This is a genomic window from Streptacidiphilus pinicola (assembly GCF_003258295.1).
GTDB classification, from domain to species: Bacteria; Actinomycetota; Actinomycetes; order Streptomycetales; family Streptomycetaceae; genus Streptacidiphilus; species Streptacidiphilus pinicola.
Genome location: NZ_QKYN01000198.1, coordinates 1 through 14,050 on the forward strand (window position 1 = coordinate 1; position 14,050 = coordinate 14,050).

General features: G+C 73.6%; 16 protein-coding genes. 9 read left to right on the forward strand and 7 right to left on the reverse strand.

Features of this window, described 5'->3' with window-relative positions:
• Nucleotides 1-234: 234 nt before the first annotated feature.
• Genes DN069_RS36310 through DN069_RS36320 form a run of 3 tightly spaced genes read left to right on the forward strand, consistent with a single transcriptional unit; the run spans nt 235 to nt 3,282 of the window.
• Nucleotides 235-936 carry a TetR/AcrR family transcriptional regulator gene (locus DN069_RS36310; RefSeq protein ID WP_243640244.1) on the forward strand — a complete coding sequence of 234 codons (702 nt, stop codon included), beginning with the start codon at nt 235-237 and terminating at the stop codon, nt 934-936.
• A gap of 3 nt (nt 937-939) precedes the next feature.
• Nucleotides 940-2,616: an FAD-binding dehydrogenase gene (locus DN069_RS36315; RefSeq protein WP_111507521.1), complete on the forward strand. Its 1,677-nt coding sequence runs from the start codon at nt 940-942 to the stop codon at nt 2,614-2,616.
• 60 nt (nt 2,617-2,676) lie between these two features.
• A complete protein-coding gene (locus tag DN069_RS36320; protein WP_111507522.1) occupies nt 2,677-3,282 on the forward strand; it encodes an HIT family protein in 606 nt (201 codons plus the stop codon).
• A 7-nt stretch (nt 3,283-3,289) separates the two neighbouring features.
• On the opposite strand, the gene DN069_RS36325 is transcribed toward DN069_RS36320, so the two are convergent.
• Nucleotides 3,290-3,835, reverse strand: coding sequence for a GNAT family N-acetyltransferase (locus DN069_RS36325; RefSeq protein WP_111507523.1), 546 nt, complete (start codon nt 3,833-3,835; stop codon nt 3,290-3,292).
• 73 nt (nt 3,836-3,908) lie between these two features.
• On the opposite strand from DN069_RS36325, the gene DN069_RS36330 reads away from it, so the two are divergent.
• Nucleotides 3,909-4,520 carry a TetR/AcrR family transcriptional regulator gene (locus tag DN069_RS36330; RefSeq protein ID WP_111507524.1) on the forward strand — a complete coding sequence of 204 codons (612 nt, stop codon included), beginning with the start codon at nt 3,909-3,911 and terminating at the stop codon, nt 4,518-4,520.
• Between the two features lie 46 nt (nt 4,521-4,566).
• Entirely contained in the window at nt 4,567-4,836 is a 270-nt protein-coding gene (locus tag DN069_RS36335; protein WP_133260162.1) for a hypothetical protein, read from the forward strand.
• On the opposite strand, the gene DN069_RS36340 is transcribed toward DN069_RS36335, so the two are convergent.
• The gene (locus DN069_RS36340) at nt 4,829-5,695 is read right to left on the reverse strand and encodes a helix-turn-helix transcriptional regulator (protein WP_111507526.1); all 867 of its coding nucleotides are present in this window, start codon (nt 5,693-5,695) and stop codon (nt 4,829-4,831) included. The genes DN069_RS36335 and DN069_RS36340 overlap by 8 nt on opposite strands.
• Nucleotides 5,696-5,856: 161 nt before the next feature.
• Here DN069_RS36340 and DN069_RS36345 point away from each other — a divergent pair, with 161 nt between their 5' ends.
• Together DN069_RS36345 and DN069_RS36350 are read left to right on the forward strand one after the other, a co-directional pair.
• Nucleotides 5,857-6,711, forward strand: coding sequence for an NAD-dependent epimerase/dehydratase family protein (locus DN069_RS36345; protein WP_111507527.1), 855 nt, complete (start codon nt 5,857-5,859; stop codon nt 6,709-6,711).
• A gap of 87 nt (nt 6,712-6,798) precedes the next feature.
• A complete protein-coding gene (locus DN069_RS36350) occupies nt 6,799-7,554 on the forward strand; it encodes a DUF5995 family protein (protein ID WP_243640246.1) in 756 nt (251 codons plus the stop codon).
• A 129-nt stretch (nt 7,555-7,683) separates the two neighbouring features.
• Here DN069_RS36350 and DN069_RS36355 read toward each other — a convergent pair whose 3' ends face one another.
• The 3 genes from DN069_RS36355 to DN069_RS36365 all read right to left on the reverse strand — a co-directional run bounded on the left by DN069_RS36355 (nt 7,684) and on the right by DN069_RS36365 (nt 11,502).
• Nucleotides 7,684-9,144 (reverse strand): GuaB1 family IMP dehydrogenase-related protein, encoded by a 1,461-nt coding sequence (locus DN069_RS36355; protein WP_111507528.1) that lies wholly within the window; start codon nt 9,142-9,144, stop codon nt 7,684-7,686.
• Between the two features lie 131 nt (nt 9,145-9,275).
• On the reverse strand, nt 9,276-9,959 hold the full coding sequence (gene rpe, locus DN069_RS36360; protein ID WP_111507529.1) for a ribulose-phosphate 3-epimerase: 684 nt from the start codon (nt 9,957-9,959) through the stop codon (nt 9,276-9,278).
• A gap of 94 nt (nt 9,960-10,053) precedes the next feature.
• Complete coding sequence (locus DN069_RS36365; protein ID WP_111507530.1) at nt 10,054-11,502, reverse strand: RsmB/NOP family class I SAM-dependent RNA methyltransferase; 1,449 nt, start codon at nt 11,500-11,502, stop codon at nt 10,054-10,056.
• Nucleotides 11,503-11,563: 61 nt separating this feature from the next.
• Here DN069_RS36365 and DN069_RS36370 point away from each other — a divergent pair, with 61 nt between their 5' ends.
• Complete coding sequence (locus tag DN069_RS36370; RefSeq protein ID WP_133260163.1) at nt 11,564-11,776, forward strand: hypothetical protein; 213 nt, start codon at nt 11,564-11,566, stop codon at nt 11,774-11,776.
• Nucleotides 11,777-11,780: 4 nt separating this feature from the next.
• Here the strand turns inward: DN069_RS36370 and fmt are convergent, their stop codons facing one another.
• Nucleotides 11,781-12,707: a methionyl-tRNA formyltransferase gene (gene fmt / locus DN069_RS36375; RefSeq protein WP_111507532.1), complete on the reverse strand. Its 927-nt coding sequence runs from the start codon at nt 12,705-12,707 to the stop codon at nt 11,781-11,783.
• A 49-nt stretch (nt 12,708-12,756) separates the two neighbouring features.
• Complete coding sequence (def, locus tag DN069_RS36380; RefSeq protein ID WP_111507533.1) at nt 12,757-13,302, reverse strand: peptide deformylase; 546 nt, start codon at nt 13,300-13,302, stop codon at nt 12,757-12,759.
• A gap of 237 nt (nt 13,303-13,539) precedes the next feature.
• Here def and DN069_RS36385 point away from each other — a divergent pair.
• Nucleotides 13,540-14,050: hypothetical protein (locus DN069_RS36385; protein WP_243640247.1), on the forward strand; the 511-nt coding region annotated here is incomplete at its 3' end.

Sequence of the window (14,050 nt, forward strand, 5' to 3'; positions counted from 1 at the left end):
CCGCCGCGCCCCCGCCGCCCACGCGGGCCTCACCCAGGCGGCAGCCCACGCGGCGGAGGTCGCGGCGGTGTGGGCGAGGGACTGAGCGTCAGCGCGCCCGGGGTCGAGTCGGGCGTGGCTCTCGGGGCCGTAGACGCCGGGTGGGTCGGCGGTGCGGCCGCGCTTCTGTGGGAGCCGGGTGACGCGGTAGCGGGCGGCGAGCCCGCTTGATACATTCGCGTATCGGATACACCGATGTATCGAAACGAGGAGCCGATGCCGCCGTCGACCGTCACCAAGCGGCGGGCCCGGACCCGGGCCCGGCTGCTGGAGGCCGCGTTCGCGGTCTTCGCGGCGAACGGCTTCGGGCACACCACCATCGAGGCCGTCTGCGAGGCCGCGGGCTACACGCGCGGCGCGTTCTACTCCAACTTCACCGACCTCGACGAGCTCTTCTTCGCCCTCTACGACGACCGCTCCGCGCTCATCGCCGGCCAGCTGGCCGGCTCCCTCGCCACCACCGCGGACGAACCCGAGCTGACCCTCGCGCAGCTGACCGAGCGGGTCACCCGCGAACTGCTGCTCGACCGCGACTGGCTGCTGGTCAAGACGGAGTTCCTGCTGCACGCCGCGCGACGCCCGGCCGTCGCCCGCGCGCTCGCGGACCACCGCGAGACGCTGCGCGAGGTCTGCGCCCAGCGGCTGCGCGAGCTGTCAGAGCGCGGGCGACCACTGCCCGCCCTGCTCGCCGACCCCGACCAGGCGGCCCGCGCCGTCATCGCCCTCTACGACGGCGTCACCGTCCAGCTGCTGCTCGACGGCGACACCGACGTCGCCCGAGCCTGGCTGGGCCGTCTGCTCACCGCGATCCTCTCCCCCAGCGACTCCCCCAGCGACTCCCCCACCGACCAAGACCGCCGAGACCGCCGAGACCGCCGAGACCGCCAAGGACGTTGAACCATGGACGCTGACGTCATCATCGTCGGAGCCGGCCTGGCCGGTCTCACGGCCGCGCACGAACTCACCTCCCGGGGCCGGAAGGTGGCGCTGGTCGACCAGGAGAACGCCGCCAACCTGGGCGGCCAGGCCTTCTGGTCCTTCGGCGGCCTGTTCCTGGTCGACTCCCCCGAGCAGCGCCGGCTGGGCGTCAAGGACTCCTTCGAGCTCGCCTGGGGCGACTGGCAGGGCAGCGCGCAGTTCGACCGCGCCGAGGACGAGGACGCCTGGGGCACCCGTTGGGCCCGCGCCTACGTGGAGTTCGCGGCGGGCGAGAAGCGCGCCTGGCTGCAGGGCCACGGCATCTCCTTCCTGCCCACCGTCGGCTGGGCCGAGCGCGGCGACCTGCGCGCCGAGGGGCACGGCAACTCGGTGCCGCGCTTCCACGTGGCCTGGGGCACCGGAACCGGCGTGGTCGAGCCGTTCGTCCGCTACGCCCAGCAGGCCTCAGCTGCAGGGATGCTGACGTTCCATCACCGGCACCGCGTGGACGAGATCGTGACGACGGACGGCGCGGTCACCGGCGTGCGCGGCCGGGTGCTCGTCGCGGACGACTCGGAGCGCGGCGTCGCGAGCAGCCGTGAGGAGACCGGCGACTTCGAACTCACCGCGCAGGCCGTGATCCTGACGACCGGTGGGATCGGTGCCAATCACGAGCTGGTGCGCCGGTTCTGGCCCGAGCGGCTGGGCACCCCGCCCTCGGACATGGTGACCGGCGTGCCGGCCTACGTCGACGGCCGGATGCTTGAGATCAGCGAGCGGGCCGGGGCGCGGCTGGTCAACCGGGACCGGATGTGGCACTACACCGAGGGCATCCAGAACTGGAGCCCGATCTGGCCCGGCCACGGCATCCGCATCCTGCCCGGCCCGTCCTCGATGTGGTTCGACGCGCTCGGCCGCCGGCTGCCGACGCCCTGCCTGCCCGGCTACGACACCCTCGGCACGCTGCGCCACCTGCGCACCGCGCCGGAGCTGGCCGAGCACGACCACTCCTGGTTCATCCTGACGCAGCGGATGATCGAGAAGGAGTTCGCGCTCTCCGGCTCCGAGCAGAACCCGGACATCACCGCCAAGGACCGCCGCGCGTTCCTGCGCGAGCGCCTGCTCGGCAAGGGCGCGCCCGCGCCGGTCGAGGCCTTCAAGCAGCACGGCGCCGACTTCGTCGTCGCGCCCGGGTTGGCGGAGCTGGTGGGGAAGATGAACGGGCTGACCGAGAAGCCACTGCTGGACCCGGCCCTGATCCGTCGCCAGATCGAGGCGCGGGACCTGCAGGTGGCCAACCCGTTCAGCAAGGACGCCCAGCTCCAGGGCATCCGCAACTCCCGCCGCTACCTCGGCGACCGCCTCGGCCGGACCGTCGCCCCGCACCGGGTGCTCGACCCGGCCGCCGGGCCGCTGATCGGCGTCAAGCTGCACGTGCTGACGCGCAAGACGCTCGGCGGCATCCAGACCGATCTCTCCTCCCGCGCGCTGGGCGCCGACGGCGCGCCGGTGCCGGGCCTGTACGCGGCGGGCGAGGTGGCCGGCTTCGGCGGTGGCGGCGTCCACGGCTACAACGCCCTGGAGGGCACCTTCCTCGGCGGCTGCCTCTTCTCCGGCCGCGCCGCGGGCCGCGCCGCCGCGGCGGCGACGGCGAGCTGACCCGGTCCGCAGACAAAAGATCTTGACGTCGACCTGGTCGCCTGTGCCAGGGTGCGGGCCATGAGTGGTGACCAGCACAGCGACTTCCACGCGCACCTGCCGATCGGCGAGCGCATTCCCATGCCCGAGGACGGGATCCCGTTCTGGGAGGTCTTCCCCTACGAGGGCGACGTACAGATCAAGGTGCTGGAGCCGCCGGTGCTGCCGGAGCCGCCGCGCAACGGCGAGGACGGGCCGGAGGACTGCCACGCCTGCGCCAAGCCGGACGAGGCGTACCTGTGGACGGACGAGCACTGGCGGCTGCGCACCCTCGCCGAGCCGGCCTCCCTGCCGGCCATGCTGATGCTGGAGCCGCGCGGGCACCACGACCTCGCCGACCTGCCGGCCGAGCGCGCCGCCGAACTGGGCGGCATGCTGCAGCGGATCGAGCGCGCGGTGACCTCGCTCGGCGGCGTCGCCCGCGTGCACGTGAACCGCTGGGGCGACGGCGCGGCCCACCTCCACCTGTGGCTGATCGCGCGCCCGGAGGGCATGATGCAGCTGCGCGGCACCTGCCTCCCGCTCTGGGACGACGTCCTGCCGAACGTCTCCGCCGAGCTCTGGGCCGAGACCGGCCGCCGGATCGCCCGGGCCATGGCCGCGGAGGGCGGCACCGCCCACCGCTGAGGGCGCGTCAGTGGCCGGGCCACTCCGCGGCGAGCATCGACCAGATCTCCTTGTCGTGGCGGATGCCGTTGTGGGGGTAGTACGAGCGCAGCGTCCCGTCCAGCGTCATGCCGACCCGCTGGGCGACGGCGCGGCTGCGCTCGTTGCGGGTGCTGCTCCACCACTCGGCCCGCAGCATGCCGCGCTCCTCGAAGGCGTAGCCGAGCAGCCGGCGCACGGCCGCGGTGACCAGTCCGCGGCCCTGGCCGGCCGGCTCGGACCAGACGCCGATCTCGCAGTTGCCGGCCGCCGCGTCGAAGTGCACGAACATCACGCCGCCGACCAGGACGCCGTCGAGCCAGATGCCGTAGATGCGGCCGGTGTCCTGGGCCTGGCGGTCGGCGTAGCCCTGCAGCGTGGCACGGGCCGAGTCGAGGTCGGTGTTGCGCGCGGCAAAGGGGATGAACGGGTCGATGCCCTCCCGCGCCCGGTCCATGTGTGCGAGGAACTCCTCGGCCTGCCACGGCTCCAGAGGACGGAGTTCGGCGTCGGGGGCGAGCGGCACGGCGTACATGGGCGGTCCTGTCGTCGAGGTGAGGCGGTGGGCCGATAGTACATAACAAGCGTTGGGTATGTACTCTTCTCGCATGACTCCCGCCCGTGGCGACCACGCAGCCCGCCGCGCCGAGGTCTCCGCGGCCGTCTGGCGCGTCCTGACCGAACGCGGCTTCGCCGGACTGACCCTGCGCGCCGTCGCCGGCGAACTGGGCGCGACCACGGGTCTGCTCACGCACTACTTCCCGAGCAAGCGCGCACTGCTGCGCTACGCGCTCGACCTCCTCGACGAGGCCCACGCCGCGCGTCCGCGACCGCACACCGAGGCCGCCGGACCCGGCGCCGAGGGCCTCGCCGCCCTCCGCGCGGCGCTGCTGGACATCCTGGCGCTCACCCCGGAGAGCGCGGCGGGCGGCCGCATCTGGGTCAGCTCCTGGGACGCCGCACTCGCCGACCCGGAGCTCGCCGCCGACCACGCCGCCCGCTACCGACGCGCCCGCACCCGCATGGCCGGCTTCGCGGCCGCGGCGCAGGACCGCGGCGAACTGCGCACCGACCGCACCCCGGAGGATCTCGCGGGCGCGGCACAGAGCTTCGTCCTGGGCCTGGTGGTACAGGCACTGTTCGCCCCCGAGGAGTTCCCGCCCGACCGTCAGCGCCAGCTCCTCGACGGCTTCCTGGCCGACCTGACGGCAACTTCCTGACGCCGGGAGGCGGGTCGCCGCGTGATCGCTTAGCGTGCTGAGCACGATGAGTCGGGACAGCGCGCGGGCGGAGTGGCGCAACAATCGGCGCAGGCTGCGGCAGCGCAAGGTGTGGTTCCTCTACTCGCTGCTGATCGCGATCCGGCTGGCGGTGCATCAGAGCGACTACCGGCCGGTCCTGTCCACGCTCTTCGCGCTCGGTCTGACGATCCTCTCCGCCTACTCCGCGCACTGGACCCAGCCGCTGGACCGGGCCCTGGTCCGCCGACCGGACGCACAGGGCCTCGGCTCCGAACTCGGCACCGACCTCAGCTGAGCCGCGCGTCCGCGTCCGGCTCGGCGCGGAGGTCCTGCAGCCCGACGACGCGCAGCAGTTCCATCCGCTCGGCGCTGACGCTGCCCGGCTCGGTGGTGAAGACGAGCAGCCGCTGCTCGCCGCCGTCGCGCACCAGCACCTCGCAGGAGAGCTCCAGCAGCCCGACCAGCGGGTGCAGCACCCGCTTGACGTCGCTGCGGCGCTGCGCCACGTCGTGCTCGGCCCAGTACGCCGCGAACTCCGGCGATCCCGCGAGCAGCTCCTCCACCAGCCGGTGCGCCCGCCGGTCCTCCGGGCGGGCGGTGGCGATCGCGCGAAGGTGGGCGGCGTGCGCACGGCCGAGCCGCTCGTGGTCCTCGGCCGGCGTCAACGCCCGGACCGTGGGATCGAGGAACCAGAGCCGCACGAGATTGCGGTCCGCCGGCGGCCGGCCGCTGAAGTCCCCCCAGAGCGCCCGCGCCATCGGGTTCTGCACCAGCACCTCGCCGAGGTCGGTGATGACCTGCGCCGGGGTGTCCCAGAGCCGGTCCAGGATCAGCAGCAGACCGGGCCGGACGTGGTCGGCGGCGTGATGGTGCTGCGGCGGCTGCTGGCCGGAGAGGTGGAACAGGTGGTCGCGCTCGTCGTCGCCGAGCCGCAGCGCGCGGGCCAGCGCGGCCAGCAGTTGCGGCGACGGGCGCGGCCCGCGCCGCTGCTCCAGCCGCGTGTAGTAGTCCACGGACATCCCGGCGAGCGAGGCGACCTCCTCCCGCCGCAGGCCCGGCGTCCGCCGCCGGGCCCCGTCCGGCAGGCCCACGTCGGCGGTGTTCAGCCGCTCCCGGCTGCGGCGCAGGAAGTCGGCGAGGGCGGTGCGGTCCACTGGTCGGTCCATGCCTCCAGGATCCCGCAGGGCCGTGTCGCCAACCAGGGACTGCCGATCCCCCGATCGACAGGTCTCTCCCGGGTCCGCCGCGCCGGACCCACAGTGGTGACCACGGAGGCCGCAACGCCTCGACGCAGACGGGAAGACGGAGCGGGACGATGACGACGATTCTGGTGACGGGCGCGACAGGACAGGTCGGACGGCGTTTCGTGCCGCGGCTGCTGCAGTGGGTCCGGCCGGGCGAGAAGGTGCGGGTGCTGGTGCGCGGCCAGGACAGCGCCGACCACTTCACCGCGCTCGGCGCCGAGGCCGTGCTGGGCGACCTGCGCGAGGCCGCCGACCGCAAGCGCGCCCTGGAGGGCGTGGACGCCGTGGTGAACGTGGCGGCCGCCTTCCGCGGCGTGCCGGACGAGGAGGCCTGGGCGGTGAACCGCGACGCGGCGATCGCGCTGGGCGAGGAGGCCGCGGCGGCGGGCGTGCGACGCTTCGTGCAGACCAGCACCAACCTGGTCTACGGCGCGGGCCGCGGCCGCCCGGCCTCCCCCGAGGACCGGCCGGACCCCGAGGCGACGTGGGGCGTCTACCCCCGCTCCAAGGCCGAGGCCGAGGCCGGGCTGGCCGCGGTGTCGGGCCTGGACCCGGTCGTGGTGCGCCTCGCCTTCGTCTACGGCGAGGGCGACCCGCACCTGTCCGACGCCCGGCGTTTCATCGCCGACTGGCCGGCCCACCGGCGGCTGCCGATGGTCCACCACGCCGACGTCGCCCAGGCCCTGTTCCGGGCCCTGCGCACGCCCGGGATCGAGGGCCGCCAGTACAACGCGGCCGACGACGCGCCGGTCACCTCCTGGGACATCCACCGCATCAACGGCTGGACCTTCCCCGAGGCCAACGCCGACGCGCTCGACCCGGACCCGTGGAACGGCATCGCCGACAACCTGTCGCTCCGCGACGAGCTGGGCTGGCGTCCGGCCTACCCCTCGGTGTGGTCGGCGCGCGACGCGGGCGCGCTGTAACCCCCATGAACGCCGCGATCCACCCGGGCGGCCGATCCACCCGGGCGGCGGATCGCCGCCGGCGGCACGCGCTGCGATGCTGGCCGGATGGAGCTGAGCACCGCGCCCGCCGACGCGGTCGCCGTCGTGGCCGCGCGGCTCGGTGACGCCGTGTCAGGGCTGCCCGCCGGGGACGGCGTCGCGGTCTTCGGCGACGTCTACCGGCAGGTCACCGACGTCGTGACGGAACGGCTGGGCGAGGACGGCTACTTCGACTCGCCGGCCGACGTCGCCCGGCTGGACACGCTGTTCGCGGACCGGTTCCTGGCCGCGCTCGACGCGCCCGTGCCGCCCGCCTGCTGGCGTCCGTTGCTGGAGCTGCGGCTCCATCCGGGCATCCGGCCGGTCCAGTTCGCCCTCGCGGGCATGAACAGCCACATCGAGCACGACCTGCCGCTCTCTGTCGTCGACTCCTGCCGCAGCCTCGACTGCCCGCCCGAGGCGCTGGAGGCGGACTTCCACCGGGTCAACGACCTGCTGGCCGACCTGGAGGAGCGGGTCCGCGAGGAACTGCTGACGCTGCCGCCGGAGTTGGACGTCGCCGATCCGCTGCTGCACCTGCTGGACTCGTGGAGCATCGACGCCGCCCGCGACGCGGCCTGGGCCTCGGCCCGAGTGCTGTGGGAGCTGCGCGACCGGCCCGACACCTACCGGGCGGCAGCGGAGGCGCTCGACCGCTCCACCGGCCTGACCAGCCGCTGCCTGCTCACGCCCTTGCGCGCGGTGAACGGGCGGCCCCCAGCGGCGGGGCCGTCCGGCCCCCTCGGTGTCACCGGTTCGAGTCAGTCGCCGTCGCCCCGGTGAACGAGGCGGACACCCGTCGGCGGGCCGCTCACTGGCGTGGAGCGTCGCCGAGCGTCTCCTGACCCACCTGCGAGAAGGGCCGCCCGCCTGCTTGCGCAGGCGGGCGGCCCTTCTCGGCTCGGCGTCAGGTCACCAACTGGCGTGCAGCGGCTTGCCCTCGGCGAAGCCGGCCGCGCTCTGGACACCCACCACGGCCTTGCGGTGGAAGTCCTCCAGCGAGTCCGCACCCGCGTAGGTGCACGAGGAGCGGACGCCCGCGACGATCGAGTCGATCAGGTCCTCGACGCCGGGACGGGCCGGGTCCAGGAACATCCGGGAGGTCGAGATGCCCTCCTCGAACAGCGCCTTGCGGGCACGGTCGTAGCTGGACTCCTCGGCGGTCCGGTTGCGCACGGCGCGCGCGGAGGCCATGCCGAAGCTCTCCTTGTACTGGCGGCCGTCGGGGGCCGTCTGCAGGTCGCCCGGCGACTCGTAGGTGCCGGCGAACCAGGAGCCGATCATGACGTTGGAGGCACCGGCCGCCAGCGCCATCGCGACGTCACGCGGGTGGCGCACGCCGCCGTCGGCCCAGACGTGCTTGCCGAGACGCCGCGCCTCGGCCGCGCACTCCAGCACGGCGGAGAACTGCGGCCGGCCGACGCCGGTCATCATCCGAGTGGTGCACATGGCACCGGGGCCGACACCGACCTTGAGGATGTCCGCGCCCGCCTCGACCAGGTCGCGCACGCCGACCGGGGAGACCACGTTGCCGGCCACGATCGGCACCTGCGGGTCGAGCCCGCGCACGGCCTGCAGCGCGTTGATCATCGACTCCTGGTGGCCGTGGGCGGTGTCCACGACCAGGACGTCCGCACCGGCCTCCAGCAGCGCCTTGGCCTTGCCGGCCACGTCGCCGTTGATGCCGACCGTCGCGGCGATGCGCAGCCTGCCGTTGGCGTCGACGGCGGGGTTGTAGAGAGTCGCCCGCAGTGCGCCCTTCCGGGTGAGGATGCCGACCAGGTCGCCCTTGGCGTCCACGACCGGGGCGAGCTTGCGGTGCGCGCCGGAGAGCCGGTCGAAGGCCTCGCGCGGGTCGACGCTCTCCTCCAGGAGCACCAGCTCCTTGGACATCACGGCGGACACGCTGGTGAAGCGGTCCACGCCCTTGCAGTCCGCCTCGCTGACGACGCCGACCGGCTTGCCGTCCTCGACCACGACGATCGCGCCATGGGCACGCTTCGGCAGCAGCGAGATCGCGTCCGCGACGGTCGCGCCCGGCGCGAGCGTCACAGCGGTGTCGTGCACCAGGTGCCGCTGCTTGACCCAGCCGACGACGTCGGAGACGACCTCGATCGGGATGTCCTGCGGGATCGCGACCATACCGCCGCGCCGGGCCACCGTCTCGGCCATGCGTCGGCCGGCCACGGCGGTCATGTTCGCGACGACCAGCGGGATCGTGGTCCCGGTGCCGTCGTTGCTGGACAGGTCGACCGCCTGGCGCGATCCCACCGCGGAGCGGCTGGGGATCATGAAGACGTCGTCGTACGTGAGGTCGTAGGGAGCGGAGGGACGGGCGTCCAGCTCGCCGGTGACCGGATTCAGGAACCGCATGCCTTCAGGTTACGGTCCGGATCCGCGCGGTTCATGGCAGAACACTACAAGGCGGAGGCCGGAAATCCGGCCTCGCCTTGGAGGATCATCCATATAGCTTTGTGGGTTGCTACAGCGTGGGTTGCCACAGCCTACACGTGCCGCACCCACGGGGCGCTCTCCGTCGCCTGTTGAGCCTGCGCCCGCAGCGCCGCCACGGCCGCGGCCGGGTCGTCCGCGCCGTAGACCGCGGAACCCGCCACGAACACGTCCGCGCCCGCGTCCGCGCACCGCTCGATCGTCGACGCCGACACCCCGCCGTCCACCTGGAGCCACAGCTCCAGGCCGTGCTTGTCGATCAGCTGCCGAGTGCGGCGGATCTTCGGCAGCATGATGTCCAGGAACGCCTGCCCGCCGAAGCCCGGCTCCACGGTCATGATCAGCAGCATGTCCAGCTCGGGCAGCAGGTCCTCGTACGGCTCGATCGGCGTCGCCGGCCGCAGCGCCATCGACGCCCGCGCGCCGAGCGCCCGAAGGTCCCGGGCGAGCCGCACGGGTGCGGCGGCGGCCTCGACATGGAACGTGACGGAACCGGCCCCGGCCTCGGCGTACTGGGGCGCCCAGCGGTCCGGGTTGTCGATCATCAGGTGGCAGTCGAGCGGGATGTCGGTGGCCTTGCGCAGCGACTCCACGACCGGCAGCCCGAGAGTCAGGTTCGGCACGAAGTGGTTGTCCATCACGTCCACATGCAGCCAGTCCGCGCCGCGGACCGCCTCCGCCTCCTCGGCGAGCCGAGCGAAGTCGGCGGACAGGATGCTGGGACAGATCTGGGGCATCTCACGCACTTTCGTGTCGATCGTGTGGGCGGATTGCTTGCCATCATGCCTGAACCGTCAGGGGCGCGGGGAACTGCGCCCCTGGGTAGTGCGACTACCGCTTGCGCAGGAGCGCGAGGTACATGGCGTCCGTGCCGTGCAGGTGGGGCCAGAGCTGGATGTCCGGGCCGTCGCCGAGACTCGGGACGCCGGGGAGGCACGTGCGGGCGTCGATCCACTCGACGTCGTCGCGGCCCTTCAGGACGTCCTGGACGACCACGCGGGTCTCCGCGAGGTGCGGCGAACACGTCGCATAGCCGACGACGCCGCCCGGACGCGCCGCGTCGATCGCGCTGCGGAGCAGGCCCCGCTGGAGCGGGGCGAAGCCCGCGACATCGGCGGGGCGGCGGCGCCACCGCGCCTCCGGGCGGCGGCGCAGGGCGCCGAGGCCGGAGCAGGGGACGTCGACCAGGACCCGGTCGAAGCTCTCGGACCTCCACGCCGGGCGCGTGCCGTCGGCGGTGATGACCGCATAGGGGCCGGGGTTGCCCTCCAGCGCGCGGGCGACCAGGCGCGCGCGGTGCTGCTGGGCCTCGGAGGCGACCAGCGCCGCACCCCGCTCCGCCGCCAGCGCGCCCAGCAGCGCGGCCTTGCCGCCGGGGCCGGCGCAGCCGTCGAGCCAGACGGAGTCCTCGCCGCCCTCCAGCGGCGCCGCCGCGAGCGCCGCGGCGACCAGTTGGCTGCCCTCGTCCTGCACGCCCGCGCGGTTCTCGCGCACCGCGCGCAGCTCTGCGGGGTCGCCGCCCTCGGCGAGACGGACGGCGTAGGGCGACCAGCGGCCTGGCTCCGTCGCGTCCTCGTCGAGCGCGGACCGCAGCTCCTCGACGGTCGAGCGGCCGGGGCGGGCGACCAGCGTCACGGCGGGGCGGTCGTTGTCCGCGGCGAGCAGCGCCTCCATCGCGGTGCGGCCCGCCGCATCCGGCTGCCAGACGCCGAGCGCGTCCCACAGCGCGGAGACGACCCAGCGCGGGTGCGAGTACAGCACGCCCAGGTGCTCCTCGGCGTCGTCCTCGTAGGGCGGGGCGACCTGCTCCAGCCAGGTGTCCAGGTCGTGCTGGGAGATCTTGCGCAGCACCGCGTTGACGAACTTGGCCGGGCCGTCGGTCAGCACCGTGCGGGCGAGGTCGACGGTCGCGGAGACGGCCGCGTGGGTGGGGATGCGGGTGGCGAGCAGCTGGTGCGCGCCGAGCGAGATGACGTCGAGGACCGGCGGGTCGATCTTGCCGAGCGGGCGGTCCACGCAGGCGGCGATGATCGCGTCGTAGCTGCCGCGCATCCGCAGCGTGCCGTAGACCAGCTCGGTGGCGAAGGCGGCGTCGCGGCGGGTGAAGTTCACGTCCTGCTCGGCCTTGCGCAGCAGCGCGGGGAGGACCAGGTTCGCGTAGGCGTCGCGCTCGTCGACGGCCCGCAGGGCGTCGAAGGCGAGCCGACGGGCGGGGTCCTGGGCGGGCTTGCGGTAGGGGCGCTTCTTCGCCGCCGGCGGGCGGGATGCGGGGGTGCTCATGCTCGGGCCTTACCTCTGTGCCTCAAGGTGCTGACGGTTGCTATGCGTGGTGCTGACCATCATGCCGCATGCACAGCGCGACGCCGCACTGACGGAATGTCAGAACCGTGTCACCTCCACGTCACCTCACGCCCCCCGCCACGCCGCCGGACGGCAGGAGGACTTCCTCCAGTTCCTGACCAGCCCGGCCGAGACCGCGGCCCTGCGCGGCCACGGCTTCATCGCCCGCGCCGACCTCACCCGCACCAGGCGCGACGGCGCCTGCGCGGGTTAGCGCGCTACCCGAAGCGCTCGCCCGGTTCCACGCGCGCGCCGCGGGCCCAGTCACCCGCGGGCATGCGCTTCTTGCCCTGCGGCTGGACCTCGCCCAGTTCCACCTCGTACGAGCCGGTGCCGACGCGGACGGTGTTCTTCTGCACCGCCACCTGGCCCGGGGCCAGCTCCGCGCGGCCCACGATCGGACGCACCGCGGAGACCTTGAGGCGCTCCCCGCGGAACTGCGTCCAGGCACCGGGCGCGGGCGCGCAGCCGCGGACGACGCGGTCGACCCGGAGCGCGGGGGCGGCCCAGTCGATGCGGGCGTCCTCGACCGTGATCTTCGGAGCGAGGGTGACGCCGTCGGCGGGCTGCGGGCGGGCCTCCAGCGAGGCGTCCTCGATGCCGTCCATGGTGGCGACCAGCAGCCGCGAGCCGGAGACGGCGAGCCGGCCCAGCAGGTCGCCGCTGGTGTCCGCGGGGCGGACCTCCTCGGTGACCGTGCCGTAGACCGGTCCGGAGTCCAGGCCCTGCTCGATCAGGAAGGTCGACGCGCCGGTGACCTCGTCACCGGCCAGCACCGCGTGCTGCACCGGCGCCGCGCCGCGCCACGCGGGCAGCAGCGAGAAGTGCAGGTTGACCCAGCCGTGCGCGGGCACGTCCAGCGCGGCCTTCGGCAGCAGCGCGCCGTAGGCGACGACGGGGCAGCAGTCGGGGGCGATCTCGGCCAGGCGCTCCAGGAACTCCGGGTCGCGCGGCTTGGCGGGCTTCAGCACCTCGATGCCCGCCTCCTCCGCGCGCTGCGCGACGGGGCTCGCGACGAGCCTGCGGCCGCGCCCGGCCGGCGCGTCGGGGCGGGTGACCACGGCGACGACCTCGTGACGTGAGGCGATCAGCGCCTCCAGCGACGGGAGCGCGACCTCGGGGGTGCCGGCGAAGACCAACTTCATGCGTGTACCAGTGCCTTTCTCGGGCTTCGGGCTGCTTGGGGTCGGTGAGTCAGAACGCGCCACCGAAGGTGCTGTGCGGGGAGACCCGCACCTGCGGGGCCTGCTCCCCGGCCCACTCCGCCTCGCGGATCGCCTTCATCGCGGCCTTGCGGGTCTCCCGGTCCAGCCGGTCGATGAAGATGATCCCGTCCAGGTGGTCGGTCTCGTGCTGGATGCAGCGGGCGAGCAGTTGCGTGCCCTCGATCGTCACCGGGTCGCCGTGCATGTTGAAGCCCTTGGCGACCACGCCGAAGGCTCGACGGGTGTCGAAGGCCAGGCCGGGCAGCGAGAGGCAGCCCTCCTCGCCGTCCTGCTGCTCGTCCGTGAGGTCCAGGGTGGGGTTGACCAGGTGCCCCAGCTCACCGTCGACGTGGTAGGTGAACACGCGCAGCGAGACGCCGATCTGAGGCGCCGCCAGGCCGGAGCCCGGGGCGTCCTTCATGGTCTCGGTCAGGTCCCGGACGAGACCGCGCAGCTCCTTGTCGAAGGTGGTGACCGGCTGCGCCTTCATGCGCAGGACCGGATCGCCGAAGATACGGATCGGCTGGATGGTCACGCGCGGACTCCCCACAGGACGCCTCGGATGCTCGGAGGATCAAGTCTAGAGGGCCCGAGCAGGGGCTCACCCGCGCGTAGCGTGCGAGCTCCACGAGCCCCATTCGGCGCACTGTGCGCCCTTCCGCACGCCCCCATCGTGACCGATCGGACACTTCGGCCGTTGGTCAAAAGAGATTGACCGCCGGAACCCTCCCCCTCGCGGTCCGCCCACCGCCGTCCGAGAGGCACATACGACATGGTCGAACACGCCACGCACGACGCCCGTGCCCGAGCCAGCCTGCATCTGCTGGTCCGCGACATCGAACGGGTGCGCCGCCAGGTGGACGCGTTGCGCACGCTGACCGCTCAGCTGGGCAACGTCTACCGGCCGCGCCGCCCCACGACGGCGGCGGGCTTCGTGGTCTACGGGCGGGCGCCCGCGCCGACGGTCCGCCTCGCGCAGGAGCTGCGCGACAGCGTGGAGGGCCTGGTGGCGGCCGCGGTGGAGTTCGACCGGTCGCTCGGCTTCTCCTGGGACGCGGTGGGCTCCGCGCTCGGGGTCACCAAGCAGGCGGTCCACCGGCGCTACGGCGTCCGCCGCAACGCGCCTGACGGCGCGACGCCGGTGCTGCAGCCGGGAGCGCAGCGCGCTCCGTTGGAGGACGACGAGATCGTCGCGGAGTCACCCGGCCTGCCGTCCGCGGCGGAGGTGCCGCTGCCCCAACAACACACGGGGCCGCAGGCCCCACCCCCCTCGGCCCTCCGCG